Origin of the sequence: Chitinophaga sp. YR627, from assembly GCF_900114995.1 — a bacterium.
Classification (GTDB): domain Bacteria; phylum Bacteroidota; class Bacteroidia; order Chitinophagales; family Chitinophagaceae; genus Chitinophaga.
In genome coordinates this window covers 933,523-949,878 of sequence record NZ_FOUX01000004.1, presented here as the reverse complement: position 1 = coordinate 949,878, position 16,356 = coordinate 933,523, and the positions used below count along the sequence as shown (strand labels likewise).

15 protein-coding genes are annotated in these 16,356 nt (G+C 46.4%); 8 read left to right on the top strand and 7 right to left on the bottom strand.

Features of this window, described 5'->3' with window-relative positions; all coding sequences use genetic code 11:
- Positions 1-42 precede the first annotated feature (42 nt).
- The 5 genes from BMZ72_RS24510 (at position 43) to BMZ72_RS24490 (ending at position 4,331) form a co-directional block, all read left to right on the top strand.
- Positions 43-708, top strand: coding sequence for a hydrolase (locus BMZ72_RS24510; RefSeq protein ID WP_089812315.1), 666 nt, complete (start codon positions 43-45; stop codon positions 706-708).
- A gap of 143 nt (positions 709-851) precedes the next feature.
- Positions 852-2,747 carry an amidohydrolase gene (locus BMZ72_RS24505; protein ID WP_089812314.1) on the top strand — a complete coding sequence of 632 codons (1,896 nt, stop codon included), beginning with the start codon at positions 852-854 and terminating at the stop codon, positions 2,745-2,747.
- Positions 2,748-2,762: 15 nt separating this feature from the next.
- Positions 2,763-3,197, top strand: coding sequence for a DoxX family protein (locus tag BMZ72_RS24500; protein ID WP_089812313.1), 435 nt, complete (start codon positions 2,763-2,765; stop codon positions 3,195-3,197).
- A gap of 12 nt (positions 3,198-3,209) precedes the next feature.
- On the top strand, positions 3,210-3,683 hold the full coding sequence (locus BMZ72_RS24495; protein ID WP_089812312.1) for a Dps family protein: 474 nt from the start codon (positions 3,210-3,212) through the stop codon (positions 3,681-3,683).
- 6 nt (positions 3,684-3,689) lie between these two features.
- Positions 3,690-4,331: a YoaK family protein gene (locus tag BMZ72_RS24490; protein WP_089812311.1), complete on the top strand. Its 642-nt coding sequence runs from the start codon at positions 3,690-3,692 to the stop codon at positions 4,329-4,331.
- Between the two features lie 102 nt (positions 4,332-4,433).
- Here BMZ72_RS24490 and BMZ72_RS24485 read toward each other — a convergent pair whose 3' ends face one another.
- From BMZ72_RS24485 to BMZ72_RS24470, 4 genes are all read right to left on the bottom strand, one after another.
- On the bottom strand, positions 4,434-6,374 hold the full coding sequence (locus tag BMZ72_RS24485; protein ID WP_089812310.1) for an SPFH domain-containing protein: 1,941 nt from the start codon (positions 6,372-6,374) through the stop codon (positions 4,434-4,436).
- Between the two features lie 442 nt (positions 6,375-6,816).
- The gene (locus tag BMZ72_RS24480; protein WP_089812309.1) at positions 6,817-9,312 is read right to left on the bottom strand and encodes a hypothetical protein; all 2,496 of its coding nucleotides are present in this window, start codon (positions 9,310-9,312) and stop codon (positions 6,817-6,819) included.
- Entirely contained in the window at positions 9,275-10,357 is a 1,083-nt protein-coding gene (locus tag BMZ72_RS24475; protein WP_089812308.1) for a hypothetical protein, read from the bottom strand. The genes BMZ72_RS24480 and BMZ72_RS24475 overlap by 38 nt, the downstream gene beginning before the upstream one ends.
- A gap of 52 nt (positions 10,358-10,409) precedes the next feature.
- The gene (locus BMZ72_RS24470; protein WP_089812307.1) at positions 10,410-11,492 is read right to left on the bottom strand and encodes a hypothetical protein; all 1,083 of its coding nucleotides are present in this window, start codon (positions 11,490-11,492) and stop codon (positions 10,410-10,412) included.
- A 110-nt stretch (positions 11,493-11,602) separates the two neighbouring features.
- Between BMZ72_RS24470 and BMZ72_RS24465 the strand changes: the two genes are divergently transcribed.
- Positions 11,603-12,829, top strand: coding sequence for a multiheme c-type cytochrome (locus BMZ72_RS24465; protein ID WP_089812306.1), 1,227 nt, complete (start codon positions 11,603-11,605; stop codon positions 12,827-12,829).
- On the opposite strand, the gene BMZ72_RS24460 is transcribed toward BMZ72_RS24465, so the two are convergent.
- Positions 12,822-13,397: a Crp/Fnr family transcriptional regulator gene (locus BMZ72_RS24460; RefSeq protein ID WP_089812305.1), complete on the bottom strand. Its 576-nt coding sequence runs from the start codon at positions 13,395-13,397 to the stop codon at positions 12,822-12,824. The two genes, BMZ72_RS24465 and BMZ72_RS24460, sit on opposite strands and share 8 nt — an antisense overlap.
- Before the next feature lie 83 nt (positions 13,398-13,480).
- Between BMZ72_RS24460 and BMZ72_RS24455 the strand changes: the two genes are divergently transcribed.
- Entirely contained in the window at positions 13,481-14,461 is a 981-nt protein-coding gene (locus BMZ72_RS24455; protein ID WP_089812304.1) for an NAD-dependent epimerase/dehydratase family protein, read from the top strand.
- A gap of 64 nt (positions 14,462-14,525) precedes the next feature.
- Here the strand turns inward: BMZ72_RS24455 and BMZ72_RS24450 are convergent, their stop codons facing one another.
- The gene (locus tag BMZ72_RS24450; protein WP_089812303.1) at positions 14,526-14,996 is read right to left on the bottom strand and encodes a YybH family protein; all 471 of its coding nucleotides are present in this window, start codon (positions 14,994-14,996) and stop codon (positions 14,526-14,528) included.
- Positions 14,997-15,071: 75 nt separating this feature from the next.
- Positions 15,072-15,872, bottom strand: coding sequence for a helix-turn-helix domain-containing protein (locus BMZ72_RS24445; RefSeq protein WP_177222924.1), 801 nt, complete (start codon positions 15,870-15,872; stop codon positions 15,072-15,074).
- Between the two features lie 320 nt (positions 15,873-16,192).
- On the opposite strand from BMZ72_RS24445, the gene BMZ72_RS36665 reads away from it, so the two are divergent.
- Complete coding sequence (locus tag BMZ72_RS36665; RefSeq protein WP_177222923.1) at positions 16,193-16,348, top strand: hypothetical protein; 156 nt, start codon at positions 16,193-16,195, stop codon at positions 16,346-16,348.
- The last annotated feature ends 8 nt before the right edge of the window (positions 16,349-16,356 follow it).

The window sequence follows — 16,356 nt, the reverse complement described above, 5'->3', positions numbered from 1 at the left end:
ATACCTTTGATCTCATAATTCACACACTAAATTATAGAGATCATGTCTAATGCGACTAAACACACAGGTGCAGAAGCTCAACCATCACCTGCATTACTTACACCAGATAACCACACACTCGTTCTGATCGATTTTGAAGGTCAGATGGGCTTTGCTACCAAGAATATCGATATCCTCGAACTGCGCCAGAACGTAGCACTGGTTGCCGGTGGCTCCAAAATTTTTAATGTACCGACTGTAGTGACGACTGTTGCAGAAGACAGCTTCAGCGGACCTGTATTCCAGGAACTGGAGGAGGCTTATCCTAAAGCAACATCCGGCTATATCGACAGAACTTCCATGAACACATGGGAAGATATCAACGCGTACAGAGCGATCGTAGGTAAGGGAAAGAAGAAGATCGTACTGGCTGGTCTCTGGACAGGCGTATGTATCGTAGGACCGGCATTATCAGCAATCGCTGAAGGTTACGAAATATATGTGATCACTGATGCCTGCGGAGATGTATCTGCTGAAGCGCACGAAAGAGCGGTACAGCGTATGGTGCAGGCAGGTGCAATCCCGATGACATCCGTACAGTATGTACTGGAACTGCAACGTGACTGGGCAAGGACTGGTACTTATGAACCGGTTACTACCCTGATGAAAAAACACTCAGGAGCTTATGGCATCGGTATTCAATACGGCCACAACATGCTGAAACACTAATCAGATCTTTTATAGCAGTTATACTGCACACAATACAACAAGACAGGGCGCCTGTACCGGAGGCACATATAGCGTGCCTCCGCATTACAGGCTGATTAGCGGGCGTCCTGCATAAACGGCATCAGCTGTTCAAATACAATAGCATGAAAGCGGATTTAATACTTTATAACGGGAGCATCCATACAGTAGATCACGAGCAGCCGACTGCAACAGCTGTTGCTATCAGAGATGGCAAATTTGTAGCAGTGGGCGATGATAGTACTGTAATGAAATATGCAGATGACAGTACCAGGATGATCGATCTGAAAAGAAAGCGGACTATTCCTGGTATTAATGATTCTCATACACACCTGATACGTGGTGGCCTGAATTATAACCTGGAGCTGCGCTGGGATGGAGTACCCTCTCTGGCAGATGCACTGAGGATGTTGAAGGAACAGGTGGCCCGTACTCCTACGCCGCAATGGGTGCGTGTGATTGGTGGATGGAGCGAGTTTCAGTTCGCCGAAAGACGGATGCCGACACTGGAAGAGATCAACGACATCGCTCCTGATACGCCGGTATTTATCATGCATCTGTATAATAGTGCATTGCTGAACAGAGCCGCGCTGAAAGCCGTTGGTTATACCAAGGATACACCTGATCCGCCAGGAGGCAGGATCCAGCGTACCGTCAGCGGAGAGCCGACAGGATTGCTACTGGCATCTCCGAGTGCGGCGATCCTGTACGCTACACTAGCGAAGGGACCGAAATTGTCATACGAGTACCAGCTGAACTCTTCCCGTCATTATATGCGGGAAATGAACCGCCTGGGTATTACCAGCGTTATCGATGCAGGTGGCGGATTTCAGAACTTTCCGGATGATTATAAAGTGATAGATGAACTACATCAAAGTGGTGAACTGACAGTGCGTATCGCCTACAATCTTTTTACGCAGCGGCCCAAACATGAAGAAGAAGATTTTGATAGTTGGGTGAAATCCGTAAAGCTGCATCAGGGGGATGATATGTACCGGCATAATGGCGCGGGTGAAATGCTGGTGTTCTCAGCGGCGGATTTTGAGTCTTTTATGAACCCACGTCCAGATTTGCCTGAAGTGATGGAAGAAGAGCTGGAAAGGGTCGTACGACTGCTGGTCGCCAATCGCTGGCCCTTCCGTTTACATGCCACTTATAATGAAAGTATTACCCGTTTCCTGAATGTATTTGAGAAAGTGAACAGGGATATTCCATTCGATGGATTATCCTGGATCTTTGATCACGCAGAAACGATCGATGAGAAAAATATAGAAAGGGTAAAAGCACTGGGAGGTGGTATCGCGATACAGAGCAGAATGGCTTTTCAGGGAGAATATTTTACTGACAGATATGGTAAGGCTGCTGCCGCGCAGACGCCACCGGTAAAGAAGATGCTGGATATGGGCGTGCCGGTTGGCGCAGGTACAGATGCTACGCGCGTATCTTCTTATAATCCGTGGATTGGTTTGTACTGGTTGAGTGCCGGGAAGACCGTCGGCGGACTAGCCCTCTACGATAATCAGCAACGACTGAGCAGGGAAACCGCACTTGAACTCTATACAAAAGGTAGTGCATGGTTTTCCAGTGAACAGCATAAAAAAGGTTGTATCAAAACAGGGATGCTGGCAGATCTGACAGTACTTGACAGTGATTATTTCACTGTTGAGGATGAAGCGATCAAGTCTATAGAAGCTGAGCTGACCATCGTAGGTGGGCGCATTGTATATGCGAAGGATGATTTCCAGCAATGGGCGCCACCGGCGATCCCGGTATTGCCTGACTGGTCTCCTGTTGCTATTTACAATGGTTATTATCCCGGTTCGAACAGACTAAGCGCCAAAGCGCCTTCTGCAAAAAATACGTCCGCTCCTGCTGCCGATATCAGTGCTGTTGTACATCAATGTATAGGTAGCTGTGGGGTGCATGCGCATGACCATGATAAAGCACGTATGAGCGAGGTGCCAGTTAATAACTACACAGCATTCTGGGGCGCTTTAGGTTGTTCCTGCTTTGCTTTCTAATCCAATAATAAGCGCATGATCGAGATAATCAGACAATTGCTGTACTCCGACGCAGGCAGTGATTTCAATAACTGCGTATTGCTGGTTTTCAGGATATTGCTGGCATTTGAATTATTCCGGGTACACGGACTGAAGAAATTCAGGGTAGAAAACGGTGAACGGGAACATGTTCCTAATCCTTTACATCTGCCGGATAAACTGAATGGTATGATGGCAACCCTGGCCGATACCGTGGCGCCCTTCCTGGTAATGATCGGTATCGGTACAAGGCTGGTGGTATTGCCGATAATCGGGGTGACCGCTATCGGCTATTTTGTAGTCCACCGCCATGATAATGCCGAAGTAAGAGACGTACCCTATATGTATACGCTTTGTTTCCTGTTCATTTTATGTATGGGAGCGGGCACTATATCAGCAGATCACTACCTCTATTCAATATTAACACAGTAAATCTAATTGCAGATGGAACCAAATATCGGTATCAAAAAAGACAACCTTTCCTCAGTAGCACATGAACTGATGAAAATTCTGGCAGACGAATTCGTATTGTACACCAAAACACGTAATGCGCACTGGAATGTGGAAGGACCAGATTTTCATTCTAAACATGTTTTCTTTGAAACGCAGTATGAAGAGCTGGATGAGATCATGGACAGCGTTGCGGAACGTATCCGTTCTATCGGCCACTACTCTCCTGCTACATTGAAGGAGTATCTGTCACTGACTCATCTGACAGAGAAAAGCCGTTCAGCAAATGATGGTGCTGGTTTCATCAGCGAACTGCTGGCAGATCATGAAAGCATCATCATCCACCTGCGTGAGAATGTGAACCGTTTTGCCAATGAATGGCATGACCTGGGTACCAGTGATTATATCACAGGTCTGATGGAGACGCATGAGAAGATGGCGTGGATGTTAAGAGCTCATTTAAGATAATCTGATATGGATAAAAAGAATATTGCCCTTGTCAGCTTAATACTGGCTTTTGCTGCCGGTTTCTGCGACGCGGCTACCTTCACGGCTGCGCAGGAGTTATTCTCTGCGCATGTGACGGGCAACTTTGTGGTTTTTGCTTATGACCTGATCAGAGGTGCAGAAACACAATCCTGGTTAAAACTACTGTCCTTCCCGGTATTCACGCTGGCAGTAGTCGGCGCCGGCTGGTACGCGCCTAAACTGAAAAGCGGTTATACGCTGTTATTTGTAGAAGGGGTGATCTTACTGGTAGCTGGTGCATTTGATCTGGCATTTGACAGACCAGGCACTACCTGGTCAGCGGTATTGCCCTATGTAGTTGTACTGGCTATGGGGATACAGAATGCTTTTGGGCGCCTGTACGCCACGGCAGCGTATGCGCCTACTACTATGATGACGGGAAATGTAACACAGCTGACATTGGATGTCGCGAAAATATTAATGCCAGGTGTATGGAACAGTGATAAACGTCCGGCTTTCGGGAAACAGTTCGTCATTATTGGCGGTTTTCTGGCAGGTTGTGTCGCCGGCGCATTTCTGGCGGCTCACTTCGGCTTATGGACCGTTGCTTTACCAGGATTGTTGTTATTGTTCATCAGTTTTATCTGATCAGGTAACAGAACGATCGTTTATTAAAGACGGGAAATGGAAAAGGGCTGCCCGCTTTGGCGGAACAGCCCTTTGTCGCATATGTAGAAATGGATGAAAGGGTTATTTATTTTCAGCGGATTCCGCTTTGTCTGTTTGTGCTTCTGATGTTTGTTTGTTGCCCAGTTGTTCAAGCAGTTTAAGGCCGAGTAATCCACCGATAGGACCGTTGGAGCTGTCGCCACCACCGCTGATGAGGATATCTGGCATGATCTTGATATGTTGCTGACCGATGGCTTCCATTACTTTCAATTGTGTAAAGTTGTTACCACCCATCGCTTCTACCGCCAGTTTATAAGACTCGGCACTTGATTTACCGATCGCCAGGATTTTTTCTGCCTCTGCGTTACCTGTGAGGGAGATCTTTTCTGCGTCCGCTTTTGCGATCAACTCAGTTCTTTCAGCTTCTGCTTTCGCCAGTACACGTACTTTTTCCGCCTCACCACTTGCCATCAGTTTCATTCTGTCGGCTTCCGCATTTGCCTGCAGACGTACGCTGTTCGCGTCACCTGTCGCTTTTTTCACCGATGCGTCAGCGATCCTTTCTGCGATCAATACACCCTGGTCGGCTTTTACGATCTCCTTCTGGATTTCTGCGATCGCTGTTTCTTTTTCCAGTGCCTGCCTTGTTTCCTGTGCACGCATCTGGGTGTCGTAGGTTACTTTCTGCTCTTCCGCCAGTTTACGGTCAGTCAGTGTTTTCATCAGACTTTCCGGCGGAACGATGTCACCTATCAGGGTATCCACGCCGAATACGTTGTATTGCTCCAGTACTCTTCCGATATGTGCTTTCGCAGACTCCTGACGTTCCTTACGGCTTTTCAGGAAGTCGATCACCTCAGCATCCTGCGCGGAGTTACGGAAGTAGTTACCGATTGTTGGTTCCAGTACCTGTGTCACCAGGTTGCTCATGTTACCGAAACGTGCGATCACCTTAGGCGCTTCATTGGAAGGGATGTGGATGATCTGTGCGACGTCCAGGTTGAAGGTAAAACCGTCCTTACTACGTACTGTTATTGTAGAAAGGTTTTTATCCAGCTGGTGTGCTTCGCTGCGTGCGGAGGCCCAGTTTAACACCAGGTTGGTCGTTGGCACATATTCCACCTTCATGATGTAGGAGTTGATCGGATACTTACCTGGTCCCAGTGGTTCCGCCCATACACCTTTATGGTTTTTGGCAACGATGTTACCGTGTTTGAATTCGGTACCACTGATGTCTTCGCCGTCTTTACCTACATAGGAGATGACAACACCCACATGGCTGATCGGGATTTCCGTCATCTGACGCATTTCCACTTTGGCAAACCATGGGTTGAGGAAGTAAGAACCGGCGAGGATCACCTGTTCCTGTAAACCTTTGTAACCGCCACTATTCAGGAAAGCATCTGCGTCCTGGAAGTTGTTGTGATCGGGAATGATCTTACCAGCGATCTGACCATTTTCGATGGCCTGACCTTCCAGGGTGGTGACGATAGCAACCGTGTTGTCAGGTACGGTCGTCATATCAGTGATCTCCACTTCGAACAGGAAGGTATTTATACGATAAGAACCGGGTGTCATGATGGCTGTCTGACGACCTTTCTGACCACCATTGTTCAGGAAAGCCTCCGCGTTCTGGTATGCTTCGCTCTCTACACGGCGAGCCAGGATCGTACCAGGATTCAGTGGTGTACCGTCTTTTGCCAGTACCAGACCGATCTTACCGGTAGGAATGATGGTGAAGGACTGGAAGGTCACTTCATACTGCCAGAACCATTTCCAGAAGTATACACCGGGAGCCAGTGTCTGGGCCTGGAAACCCGCCTCGCCACCAGTAGCGATGATACGTCCTTCGGGTAATTCCTGTTTACCCACCAGTACGAATTTTTTGGTCACAAGACCAATCTTGTCTTCCGGTACGATAACGAGCCCGAAGAAGACGCGAAGGATGTACTTGTAAAATACAAGACATAGGATGGGCAGGCCGATCATGATCAGCCACCTGATCACTTCAGATGATTGCATAGTGTTGCTGTTTAGTGTTTATGTATGTGAATGTGAATAGATATAGGATGCCCCTGACGCGTATGTATGCATATACGCGGGCAAATTGTACGTTGCCGTACAAGTGTGCATAGCAATGCCAGGTACAGTTTGAACTGTATTACAGCAGATCGCTGACAGGAAGCCTGTTAAAACTTTCCGTCGTTCGTAAACTTAAATTCCGGGGGGAGAAGTGTTAAGAATGGTGAAGTGTAAAAAGTGCAAGTCAGCACGTATAGAGGAATCGGTGTCCATTTGTAAATTGATTACCATACAAAGGTTATAACAATTTTCTGAATTGCAAAAATGATTTGGAATAATGAGAATAAAACCGGGTGTAAAAATACCTCGCTACAATATGTAAATCATATCGTTATGCGATGTGCATAACTTCTATAAAATTTTTGTTCCAAAGTAGTGTTTTCTAGTGCTTTAGGTATTCTTCAACGTCCGGACAAAAGGTACGTGCATCGGCAAATGTTTCCGTATCAGCATATCTTTCTTTCAGGACTGCCAGGTAAGGATAACTGTATGGTAAAACCTCTTTTTTGTAGTTGGAAATACCGTTCGTTGATCCATACCGTGTTTCTTCGATAAAGAAGCCATACCTGGCCTGGTCACAAACGGTCATCATGAGTAACACCTTCGCATGTAGTTCTTTCTGGATGCCGGAAAACTGACGCGCTTTTTCGTACATCTCCATCGCATGGTTGCACCGGTAATAGTCGCTTTTGAAGATCGCTTTATTAGGATAAAAAGAGAAGTAAGCCCATTGATAATCACTGTCTTCCTGGCTATTCGGCTCATTGCCTGATTTGCCATAACTGCTTAACATCCAGCATCTGCCGTGATAACTAATGTTAAAATAGGCGTTGCCAAGCGCATAATAGAAGCGTGCTTTGGCTGAATTGTCGGTCGCTTTTGCCAGACTGTCTTCCAGCAAAACAATGTCTTTTACGATTGCTTTTTTACTTGCAAGCGGATAACGCTTCTGTGTTGGTTCATTCGGCATCAGAGAACCCGGGCTGCCGATGTAAGTCCGGGTGAGATAGGTGCTGTATTCATAGTTAGCTTCCCAGAAGTCATCCGCGATTTTATTGAGTGTTGCTGCTGCTTCTTTGAATTGATGTTGTCTTATCTGTAAGGTAGCTTTAGCATCTCTGTAAAAATCATCCGGCGCCCAGATAGACGGGGAGATCATTTTCTCAAAAGGTGTCTTATTGGCTTTATGCTTTAAGGCAATCACCTTATCAAGATCTGCCGGAGTGGCATATTTATCAAAATAAGCAATACGTGAATAACTGACCCTGGCCGTATCTCCTATATAACCTGTATATTCATTGATCTCTGTTTTTGCTTGCTGGAGGAGTAGCCCTGCTGTCAGATGATCTCCCAGTGCTCGGTAACGTTGCCCCAGTAAGAGGTAAAGTGCGGAGCGCAGGTCCCTGTTTTGTCCCCAGTCCTCATTGGCATATGTCAATTGCTCCCCTCTCATGATAGTACCTACTTTTTCCAGGGCCTGGAACTGTTCGTACAGGTATTGTTTTACCTGACCGCTATTCAGGTCTTTTGAATAAAAAGAACTGAGGAGGTCCTCCACAATCGCCTGGCGGCGGAAAGTATTATCCTTCAGGTTTTTGATACCGGTGGTATAAGTCGCGGCGGTAGCATATTGCCCATCCATATTATAGAGGTGTGCAATGGCCAGGCGTAGCATATCTCTGTGCGGCGTCTTTTTTTGCTGTATACTGATCAGGAAATCTCTTAGTGTGCGAAGATATTCCCGGTCGCTTAACAGGTTTCTGTTCGCATAATATACATAGCTGGTATCTGGTTTATTATCTCTTTCCGGATCATTTTGATGAGCTGCCTCTTGTTCCGCATAAAAGGTATTTAAGCTGATCTGGGGATTGAAGCCAAGTACGGTGGGAGAATAGATCCAGTCTTCCAGTTTGTTGACTTCCCGGCATACCAGCATAGGCAGGAACTCATTGTCTGGTTCCAGTTCATACAATTGCTTCAGATTGTCCAGCGCCCGGCCAGTTTGTTTTAATCCCTGCATCAGGGATATCAGGGCTGAGATATGAGGACCTGGTCTGGTCGCTGCGAGGTCTTTGAGCTCCTGTCTGGACAGGTAGCCGAATACGAATCCCTTTTTACTTTCTGACCTTTCAAACGTCTCCAGCAGGTAGCGGGTCCGTTCATTTTTATCTGGTTGTGTAAGCGCATAATACAATAATGCCCAATCGGCGACAACCGTCTTATGGTTCTTCAGATGGGCATCATAATAATCGGTCAGTTGTGGTCTTAATACGGAATCCGCATTATAGTAATACATTTTTACCAGCTGGAAAGCATAACGGTCTTTCAGGAATGGCATTGTCGCTTTGCCGGTTTTCTGGCGAATGACATGCAGGATGGAATCTGTATTGACGCCGCCTGCTTTTTCATTCCAGGGATCCATTTCGCCCTGCTGACTGAACTCTATCTGTTTGGCCAGGGCCATATAATCCAGTACATCCTTCTGAGCAGGTTGACATAACCATTTTACAAAGGAATTGTCTTTCAGCTGCTGCCATTGCTTATGCTTGTAAGCATACAGAAAATCATCCGGAGAGACGTCATACTGTACGGTATAGATATCTTTTAAAGAGACGGTTTTTCCGGTGATCTGCTGCCATTCATTACAATTTGTCCAGTAATCTTTTTTCCGGGGATCGGAATCAAAATAACTGACAAAGGGAATGGAATAATAGAGTGGCGCCAGGTCGTTTTTACCTGACAGGTCCGGCTGGAACAATGCAAAACGGTACGCTTCATCCGGCAATTCCGGTCCGCAGCTCTGCGTATCCAGATAAGGAACAAACAATAAAGCAGCAACACTAACGGCCAGCAAAAGCCGTTTTAATAACTTTTTCATATGTCATGATTGATGACTGATGCCAGTGATAAAAAGCAATACGTTTATAATCGGGGATCTTTTCCTCTACCAGTGTAATGGCGGTCTGCAAGGTAGCGGTATCCGGATATTCTCTGCGCAGTATATCTCCTGCACGATAATAGTTGTCACCCAGTACGGTATCGGTTTTAATACGGTAACGTTGTTTGTCGAGGGCGGCAAATGAACTGGTATCTTCTATGAACTCCGGTCCATCGTGTACGATACCTTTGAATTCATTCCCCCTGAACCAGGCATACCAGCCAAAGACCGGAAAGGCAATATCCAGTGGTAGCGGATAATCGCCTCCGGAAAGGTATTGTTTCAGTGTATTGACATCAAATACAGAATTGATGGTACTGGCATCTTTAATATTACCAAGATTATAACACATCAGCATTCCACGGTCAACGGGTGGTACACCGGTTTTATCAGGATATTTATAAGGATACAATCTGATGGTAGCAGATAAAGCATAATCGGGAAATAGCTTTCTGATCTCTTTCAGGAAATGAAAATACTTTTCCCGCGTACCGGCAGTCCAGTCACAGTCGATCTGTATTTCCCGTTGTTTTGTCTCCGGTGGAGGTACAGGATGTGCCTGGCCGGATGCTGTGTCGCTTAGATTGCTGTTCAGTTTATTGATCTTATCAGCAACTCTTCTGGCCAGCTGTGCGCAGGAACTGTCCGCTATTCTTTCAAAGGTCCGGTTGGTGATAAATACCACCGGCGTGTAACCGCTTCTGATGAATTGACTTATTTCATACGCTCCTCTGAACTCGGCTTTGGGTATAGGCATGGAGAGGTTTTCGCTCCAGTCTACATCAAATAAATGCAGGTAAACGTGCGATACGTCCAGTACTTTTCTCAGGGAATCCTGCGGATCCCCTGAAGGGTACGTGTCATAGATTAAATCATAGTCTGATTTCCAGTAATAAAAGGCATGTTCAGGAGGCGTACGTTTGGACGTACAGGCGTTCAATGCCAGTAAAATCAACAGTAGCAGCAATACTTTGGAGTGATACATAGATCGGGGGGAAAGTGAGATAAATGTACCAAAAAAAAGTATTACTGAATTGTTAAAACATCAAAGTTCCGTTATCAATATCTACCGTTGTTGCCTCAGGTTGCTGCCTGGTGATATAAGGGATCGTTTCTACATTGAAAAGACCGGTAGTAGTGAGTCCGAATGCTGCACCGCCAACACCGCCTGCCATTGCTCCCCAGAAGATCGCTTTGTTTCTGCGATTGATCGCATCCAGGTAATTGGACAGCACAAAACTGTTGCCGCTTTTCTCGATAGGGATCAGTCGTTCTTTGTAGTATTTATAAAGCTCTCCGTCTTTACAGATACCCCAGGCCTCTTCTACTACCGGACCCGCATTGTCATTCGCTCCCATTTCCTGAATGGTCACTTTTCGTTTTTTGATCTCCACATTGAATTTTTCGATGGAGGGCTGGTTATTCAGGAATTCCTGGTAGGTCTTGTATACACCTGGTTTATAGGTGGTCGTTTGCAGGATGGGTAATGCAAAACGGTTCTGTTCTTTGGATACTACATCTGCCATGGTCAGCGTAGCGTTTTCAGCGCCCGTATTCGAAGCATCAACAGATCTGCTCCAGAGCAGTTCAAATACTTCCGCAATGTTCTGGTCGTGTTTGTGGGTAACGTCCATACCGCCTTTTAATAATACGGTATCGAGTGAGCTGATAAGCTGATAGTGTGCATTGTCCCTGCTCAGGTAAGCATTGGCTTTTAACCGGACGTAGGCTTTTTCACTCATAGCAAAAGTGCGTTCGTTGATACGCAGGTCTTCGACCACCCAGAGTAATTGTGCGCCTGAAGCCGTTAAAGCAGGTTTGAAACGGGTATCCACAAAATCCTGGAGATAGGCATTCCATGGTTTGTCTGGTACAGCACTGATCTTTTTGTTGGCCATACCTACCTGTACGAAGCCAAGCCGGAGTGTATCGCCACAGGAAGGGATCACCTTTATACCTGCGATCGGAACAGCCGGTGCTGATATGTCAGCGGGTTGGGAAGACAGTTTTATCTTTTTAACTCTTTCTGCCTTTTCCGGAAGATCATTATCTGTTGGGTATTGTGCTTTGGCGGACAGGAATTGTACCAGTAGCAGGCTAACAGTCAGAATATGTTTCATGGGTATAAGCATTTTTGCTCCTTAAATATAAGGATTTCACATGGGGAAGTTGGGGCCTGCCGGTTAGATTTTTGTAAACATTATATATCTTGGCCCAAGATTCCAACGTTATGAACAAGCGACTGTTTTATGTATCCTTACTGATCATATCCTGCATCCTGATATTCTCCCAATGTGTCCGTAAAGCGCCGGAAAGCGACGGTGCTGATATCAGGGGGAAAGCGTTTGCCGGAGCGGCCGCCTGTGTGAGTTGCCACCGTCAGATTTACGACTCCTATATTAATACAGGACATTTTAATACATCTGCTCCCGCATCCACCAAAACGATTAAAGGTAGTTTTGGTCCCCATGATAATAGCTTCTCCTACAGCAATGGTATCCGGGTGGCGATGGAAAGCCGGGATAGCGGTTTATTCCAGACAGCTTATGCAGACAGTACCTTACAGGAGATACACCGTTTTGATATCACCATGGGATCGGGTAGAAAGGCGCAGACCTTTCTGACCTGGAGTACCGGGAAGTATTTTCAGTTACCGCTTTCCTGGTTTGTACCAGCTGGTAGCTGGGCGAATAGTCCGGGTTTTCCTCCCTCCTATCCCAAGTTTGACCGTATGATCCCCAGCACCTGCTTCGGGTGTCACAGCTCTGCTGTAGGTATTAAGGATGTGCATATGGAAGGCAGGCATTTGTCAGAGGAGTTTGAAAAGAATCAGCTGGTATACGGTATAGATTGTGAACGCTGTCATGGTCCTGCTGCAGAACATGTGGCTTTTCACACCGGGCATCCGCAGGAGAAAAATCCCATACATATTACAAAGGTGCGTTCCTTACAACACCAGCAGCGACTGGATATGTGTGCTTTGTGCCATTCCGGTTTAGGAACACCGCAAAAGCCAGCTTTTGATTACAAACCGGGTGATGCCCTGTCAGATTATTTCTTCCCGGATTTTACCCGTCCTACCCGGGCGGCCGAACTGGACGTACACGGAAAGCAATACCAGTTATTCACTGCCAGTAAGTGTTTTGTGAAAAGCAATGATATGACCTGCTCTTCCTGTCATAATCCGCATAACAGTGAACGCAATCAGCTGGCGACATTTTCCCGGCGTTGTATGAGCTGTCATCAGGCAGGACAACCTACTTTCTGTAAACTGAAAAATGTATCTGCGGAGGTGTTGTCGAAGAATTGTATTGATTGTCATATGCCCGCCCTGGCTTCGGGTAAGATCACATTGCTGACCAACGGGCAGACCAGTCCTACGCCGGATTCTATGCGTACGCACCTGATTACGGTATATCCTGAGGAGGCAAAACGGGTACTGGCCCGGTTTAAATAGCCGTATGACCGGTATCTTTCAGCATCCTGTTGAGGCTTCTCACAGAAATCCCCAGGTATTCTGACAGGTCTTGTTTCGTGAAATTGATCTGTTGTGATTCCAGGGTATTCAGTAACTGAGGGAGGATCTCGGCCAGGGTATATAACTGATGACGGGAAGCCTTTTCAGAGATTCTCATCACACGATTGACCAGCTGCTCCAGCACAGCCATATTAAAAGCCGGGATGGTTTCCAGGAAATGCCTGAACTGAGTGCTGGTCAGCGCATACACGGTAAGCGGGGTAATAGCTTCTACCGTACAACCAGCCGTTTTATGGCGTATCGCTTCTATTTCACCCAGTAATTCTCCTTCCCCCAGAAAATCGAGTATATAATCCTTCTCGTTCTCTTCTGTCATAAAACATTTGATAACACCTGACTTGATGATATAGACATTTTGTAATGTCTGATCCTGCATAATCAGTTTTTGTTTTACATCGAGATGGCGGAGTGTAATGGCGCTCTTTGTATGCTCTCCTTCAGAGAGTTCTTTCATCAGCTGTAATAGCGCCAGGTTTGTCTTGATCATAGCTGTAAATGGGACAAATGTCCCAAAAATTGCATCAGGACCGTTTAATTTCGATCCTGAACATTAAGATAATACGCTAACATATGAAAGTTTTAGTTACCGGGAGCGCCGGACATCTTGGTGAGGGGTTAGTCCGTACACTGCAGGCACGTCGTTATGAAGTGACGGGCGTAGATATACAGGCTTCTCCGTTCACAACATACGTAGGTTCCATCACAGACAGGGAGTTTGTAAAAAGTTGTCTTGAGGGGGTACAGGCAGTGATCCATACCGCTACCCTGCACAAACCGCATGTTGCCACACATAGTAAACAGGATTTTATTGATACTAATATCACCGGTACGCTACACCTGCTGGAGGAATCAGTTGCTGCCGGTGTGGAAGCTTTTGTTTTCACCAGTACGACAAGTGTATTCGGCGATGCGTTGGTCCCACCTCCGGGTACGCCTGCTGCCTGGATCACAGAAGATGTGATACCGGTACCCAAGAATATATATGGCGTGACGAAGGCGGCCGCAGAGGATATTTGTCAGCTGTTTTATCGTAACCACCAGTTGCCCTGTATCGTGTTGCGTACTTCCCGCTTCTTCCCGGAAGAAGATGACAATAAAGGAAGGAGGAGCGCTTTTACGGATGATAATCTGAAAGTCAACGAGTACCTGTGCAGACGGGTGGAACTGGAGGATGCCGTTGAAGCACACATACTGGCCATTAAACGGGCCAGAGCGATCGGTTTCGGAAAATACATCATCAGTGCCACATCGCCCTTTATGCAGGGGCATACGCCTTATTTACGCAGTAATGCGGAATGGGTGGTGCAGGGTGTCGTACCCGCATTTGTACAGGAATATGCCCGCAGGGGCTGGCGGATGTTCAAAGAGATAGACAGGGTCTATGTCAATGAAAAGGCCAGAAAAGAGCTGGGATGGGCGCCTAAATATGATTTCGCCTATGTGGTGGAGCAGTTAAAGGCTGACCGCGATTTCAGGAGTCAGCTGACCCGGCAGGTAGGTGCGAAAGGGTATCATGCAGAAACATTTGAGGACGGACCTTATCCGGTATAGACAGGGGAAGGGGACAAAAGACGATACCGTCCTTTGTCCCCTTTTTTAGAATGGCGTGTTCTGTTTATTTTCCCCTGTTACTACTGAATGAGTCTCTGTACATTTTCCAGCCATCTGCTGTCTTCTTCCACAATACCAGAAATTTGCCATTATCAAAGCGCACATTATTGGCATCGAACGACTCCCATAACCCCTCCTCTGTCACATATCCATCACCATTGCCATAGACATTGGTGGTCGTGAATTTTCCATTTCGCAATCCGATCTGGTAATAAGCTATTCTGAAGAATTGAAGTGCTGCGTCTGCTCCGCAAAGCGGAGGTGCATCTGGCGCCATGATGCAACAGTCCTTTGCATACCGGTTGATAAAAATGGCGGAATCGCCTTTTGCGAAGGCCTCAAAATAGATACTGTTGCTGTGGGCAATGGCAGCTTTTGCCGCTACGATCTCCGGTAATTGCTGGGCATAGGTATTGAAAAAGCCAAACAGTACGGGGAATAGTAATAATATGATATGACGGTGTTTTCTTTTCATGATGACCTTGTTTTAGAATGCTGTAGCAAAGAAAGGACACCTGAAAAGTTTAAAATTGTAAAAAAGCGAACAGCGTCAGATTTCAGCTGTATTTTCCAACAGCGTAGGTTGCAGGAAGCGGGAAGGCGTTACGCCCGAAAAGGCCTTGAATTCCCTGATAAAATGCGCCTGATCATAGTATCCACACTCATAGGCAATGGATGTAAGGGATTCCTCTGCTTTTCTGATCAGGTGCAGGCTCTTATTAAAACGCCTGATATTGAAAAAGCGCTTGGGGGGGATGCCAATACAGTCGAGGAATAATTTCTGGATATAACGGGTTGATACACCGTGTTGCAGCGCCAGTTGCTCTATATCCGGGCCATCTCCTCCCTGTCCGGTATACCGGCATATACTTTCTATCAGGGAGATCTGGGACAGGTTCTTCCGGGATTTGATCAGCTGCCGGACAAGGAAGCTGTCCAGTATACTGATCTTCTGTGCCAGCGTACGCTGGTCCATCATACGGGCATGCAGATCGACAGCATCTGCCTTAAAAACGTCTAAAAGGTCCACAGAATCATCTGTAAAGTCAGCGATCCTGTTGGGGAAGAACAGGGCCGTCGCATGGGGATAAAAGCGGGTGACCAGCAACGTGGTTTGTTTTCCTGCGATAATCCGGGCGGGCGCCGTCAACTGACCCAGTACCTCTACCGGAGGCATGCCGATATAACGGTCATTCAATACAGAAACGACTTCCCCTTCCGAGATATTAATGGCCAGTTCCAGGTACCCGCTGGGATACATCGCATCATTGATACTTTGCTGTTCTGTGGCAAAGACCCAGTAATACTTAATATAAGATTTTAAGATGTCGGAAGGGAGAAATGTCTGCATTTCCATTCCTCTAATTTACTGAAAATGACAGCAGTGTTGCAGCGTTTTTAAAGAGGCTGATTGTCAATTCTTATTGTCTGGTTTCTTCGATTATCCCGGTCTTATCCCCTTACTACGCCGTTAGTAGTACGCTCATGAACGAAGCGGTAACGGCGTAATTAGGGCATAATGGCGGTGTAATACGAAGAACCAACAGCATTTTAGTTCGGTATGCGATATTTTAACTTGGGTATCCAATTTCGCGACTTCAGTCAGATTGGACCGGCAGGTCTGTCGTATTTGCGGCAAATTGCCCTCATAATTACTAAACGGAACCGATCATGACAAAAAAAATGCATTACGTGTCACAGCTGTATAAAATAGGTAAATTGCTGAAAATCGTTAAAGTTGTATTGTCTGTTTTATCATTAGGCACGTTTTATCTGGTATGGGAATCACTGACAAGGCCGGTATCTCACCGTGTTGCTGTCAACTAAAATATCAG

Bases quoted from the DNA above. Each gene is read 5' to 3' on its own strand.
- BMZ72_RS24455 (WP_089812304.1), top strand. From the start codon at position 13,481: ATGAAAGTTTTAGTTACCGGGAGCGCCGGACATCTTGGTGAGGGGTTA.
- BMZ72_RS24485 (WP_089812310.1), bottom strand. From the start codon at position 6,374: ATGCAATCATCTGAAGTGATCAGGTGGCTGATCATGATCGGCCTGCCC.
- BMZ72_RS24490 (WP_089812311.1), top strand. From the start codon at position 3,690: ATGGATAAAAAGAATATTGCCCTTGTCAGCTTAATACTGGCTTTTGCT.
- BMZ72_RS24465 (WP_089812306.1), top strand. From the start codon at position 11,603: ATGAACAAGCGACTGTTTTATGTATCCTTACTGATCATATCCTGCATC.
- BMZ72_RS24480 (WP_089812309.1), bottom strand. From the start codon at position 9,312: ATGAAAAAGTTATTAAAACGGCTTTTGCTGGCCGTTAGTGTTGCTGCT.
- BMZ72_RS24460 (WP_089812305.1), bottom strand. From the start codon at position 13,397: ATGATCAAGACAAACCTGGCGCTATTACAGCTGATGAAAGAACTCTCT.
- BMZ72_RS24510 (WP_089812315.1), top strand. From the start codon at position 43: ATGTCTAATGCGACTAAACACACAGGTGCAGAAGCTCAACCATCACCT.
- BMZ72_RS24445 (WP_177222924.1), bottom strand. From the start codon at position 15,872: ATGCAGACATTTCTCCCTTCCGACATCTTAAAATCTTATATTAAGTAT.
- BMZ72_RS24495 (WP_089812312.1), top strand. From the start codon at position 3,210: ATGGAACCAAATATCGGTATCAAAAAAGACAACCTTTCCTCAGTAGCA.
- BMZ72_RS24470 (WP_089812307.1), bottom strand. From the start codon at position 11,492: ATGAAACATATTCTGACTGTTAGCCTGCTACTGGTACAATTCCTGTCC.
- BMZ72_RS24450 (WP_089812303.1), bottom strand. From the start codon at position 14,996: ATGAAAAGAAAACACCGTCATATCATATTATTACTATTCCCCGTACTG.
- BMZ72_RS24500 (WP_089812313.1), top strand. From the start codon at position 2,763: ATGATCGAGATAATCAGACAATTGCTGTACTCCGACGCAGGCAGTGAT.
- BMZ72_RS24475 (WP_089812308.1), bottom strand. From the start codon at position 10,357: ATGTATCACTCCAAAGTATTGCTGCTACTGTTGATTTTACTGGCATTG.
- BMZ72_RS36665 (WP_177222923.1), top strand. From the start codon at position 16,193: ATGACAAAAAAAATGCATTACGTGTCACAGCTGTATAAAATAGGTAAA.
- BMZ72_RS24505 (WP_089812314.1), top strand. From the start codon at position 852: ATGAAAGCGGATTTAATACTTTATAACGGGAGCATCCATACAGTAGAT.